Genomic DNA, 2222 nt, shown 5'->3' with positions numbered 1-2222 from the left:
ACCGGACTTCGAGTACGCCGTCCTGTCCATGTCCGGCGAGGCCCACGTGGACGGCGTGCCGCTCCTGCCCGGCTCGATGCTCTACCTCGGCTGCGGCCGCACCGAACTCCCGCTGCGCGCCGAGTCGGACGCGGGCCTGATGCTCCTGGGCGGCGAGCCGTTCGAGGAGGAGCTCGTCATGTTCTGGAACTGGATCGGGCGGTCGCAGGAGGAGATCGAGCAGGCCCGTGAGGACTGGATGACAGGGTCCCGCTTCGGAGAGGTGAAGGGCTACGACGGAGCTCCGCTGCCCGCTCCGGAGCTGCCGCCGCTGCCGTTGAAGCCGCGGGGGAGGGTGCGCTGAGCGGAGGAATGCCTGCGTTTTGGTGTCGCGGTCCAGTCGGGCGCGGCCTGGCATCGCCTCCGACGGTTGACCGCGTTGCACTCTCGGGCGGGGGCGGGCGGCGGCTGCACGGTGTAGCTGTCTGGGGGCAGCTGTGGCGGTCCTTCTTTCGCCAGTGTGTCCTGCATGTTCTGCGGCCTGTCGCGGTTGCGTGCGACCAGTCCTACGTCGAAGCCTTCCGCTCCGAATCTGGCGGCAGTGGCCAGACCGAGGCTCGGTCCTGCTCCGATGATCGCCAGGGTGGGCATGGATCCCTCCAGGGTGGGGGTCGTTCGTGTCATGCAGTGGTGCGGTCGTCGGGGAAGTCGGCACTGAGGGTGACGTCTCGCCAGGCGGTGAAGTTGGTCTTGAGGGTGTCGAGCCGGGCCAGGGCGACGTCGAGGGCGACCTTGCCCAGGAGCAGGCGCAGCGGGGGGTTTTCGGACCGCACCGCTTCGATGATGGCGGCGGCGGCGCGTTCGGGGTCGCCGGGCTGGTGCCCGTAGGTGTCCAGGGTGTTCTTGCGGCGGGCGCCGGCGGTGTCCGCGTAGTCGTCGATCTGCGTGGCCGACTGGCGCATGGAGGGGCCGGACCAGTTGGTGCGGAAGGCTGCGGGCTCGACGATCGTCACGTTGATGCCCAGCGGTGACACCTCGGCCGCGAGCGATTCGGAGAGTCCTTCGACGGCGAATTTGGTGGCGTGGTAGTAGCCCGTGGCGCCGAAGGCGGCCAGGCCTCCGAGGGAGGAGATGTTGACGATGTGGCCGCGGTGGCGGGCGCGCATGCCCGGCAGAACACGCCGCGTGACATCCACGAGGCCGAAGACGTTCGTGTCGAACAGGGCGCGGACCTCGTCGTCCTCGCCCTCCTCGAGAGCCGCGAGATAGCCGTAGCCCGCGTTGTTGACGAGTACGTCGATCTGGCCGAAGGACTCCTGCGCGGCCGCGACGGCCTTGTCGATCTGTGGGGCATCGGTGACATCGAGCGCGAGGCCCAGCGCTCGGTCCTCGTGGCGGGCGACTATGTCCGCCACTGCCATCGGGTCGCGGGCGGTGACCACCGCTCGCCAGCCCCGGTCGAGAACCGCCTCGGCCAGGGCGCGGCCGAGTCCGGTGGAGCAGCCCGTGATGAACCAGACGGGCGTGACATCTGCAGGCATGGGGGATATGTCCCTTCGTGGAAGGCGTGGTTGAGCGTGACGCCGCTGCGTACGGGCGCGGCGAACTCCAAGGAATGGCGGGCGGGTGAAGTCGGTCAGTCTGTGGGGATGTCCTGCGGTACGGCCTCGGATGCCTGTGCCGTTTGCGTCGCGGTGAGGCTGCCGAGCAGCGACAGTGCGTGGGCGGAGGGGCTGCCGGGCTCGGCCTGGTAGACGACGAGTTGCTGACCTGGCGCGCTGTTGATGGTCAAGGACTCGTAGTCCAGGGTGAGTTCCCCGACGACCGGGTGCCGGAAGCGTTTGGTCTCGTGCCTCTTCTGGCGGATGTCGTGACGCGCCCACAGCGTGCGGAACGCTTCGCTCTTGAGCGACAACTCGCCCACCAGCTCGATCATCCGCGGATCGTCGTAGTCGGTTCCCGCCGCCTCGCGCAGGCCGCCGACCGTGTTGGCGGCGACCCGGTCCCAGTCCGGGTAGAAGTCCCGGGCGTCGGGGTCGAGGAAGACGAGCCGCATCAGGTCCCCGCTGTAGGTGTGGCCGGCGAACAGGGCGCCGCCCAGGGGGTTGTGTGCCAGCACGTCCATACAGCGCCCCAGGATCACGGCAGGTGTGTCGGTCCAGCTGTTCATCATCTGCAGCAGAGAGGGACTGACCCGCTGACGCCGGGTGGGCTTGCGGGAGCGTCCCGGCACAGGCCGAGCC

At 69.2% G+C, this 2222-nt stretch carries 3 protein-coding genes; 1 reads left to right on the top strand and 2 read right to left on the bottom strand.

From position 1 onward, the window contains the following. A partial coding sequence (locus JF597_RS53025; RefSeq protein ID WP_294014140.1) for a pirin-like C-terminal cupin domain-containing protein occupies positions 1-343 on the top strand: 343 nt, incomplete at its 5' end. A gap of 316 nt (positions 344-659) precedes the next feature. Here the strand turns inward: JF597_RS53025 and JF597_RS53020 are convergent. Beyond that, positions 660-1520, bottom strand: a complete 861-nt coding sequence (locus JF597_RS53020; RefSeq protein ID WP_294014138.1) for an oxidoreductase — start codon at positions 1518-1520, stop codon at positions 660-662. A 95-nt stretch (positions 1521-1615) separates the two neighbouring features. Beyond that, positions 1616-2222: transcriptional regulator (locus JF597_RS53015; RefSeq protein WP_294014136.1), on the bottom strand; the 607-nt coding region annotated here is incomplete at its 5' end.

Source organism: Streptomyces sp., assembly GCF_019510245.1.
Lineage (GTDB): Bacteria > Actinomycetota > Actinomycetes > Streptomycetales > Streptomycetaceae > Streptomyces.
This window is presented reverse-complemented; position numbering and strand designations above follow the sequence as displayed.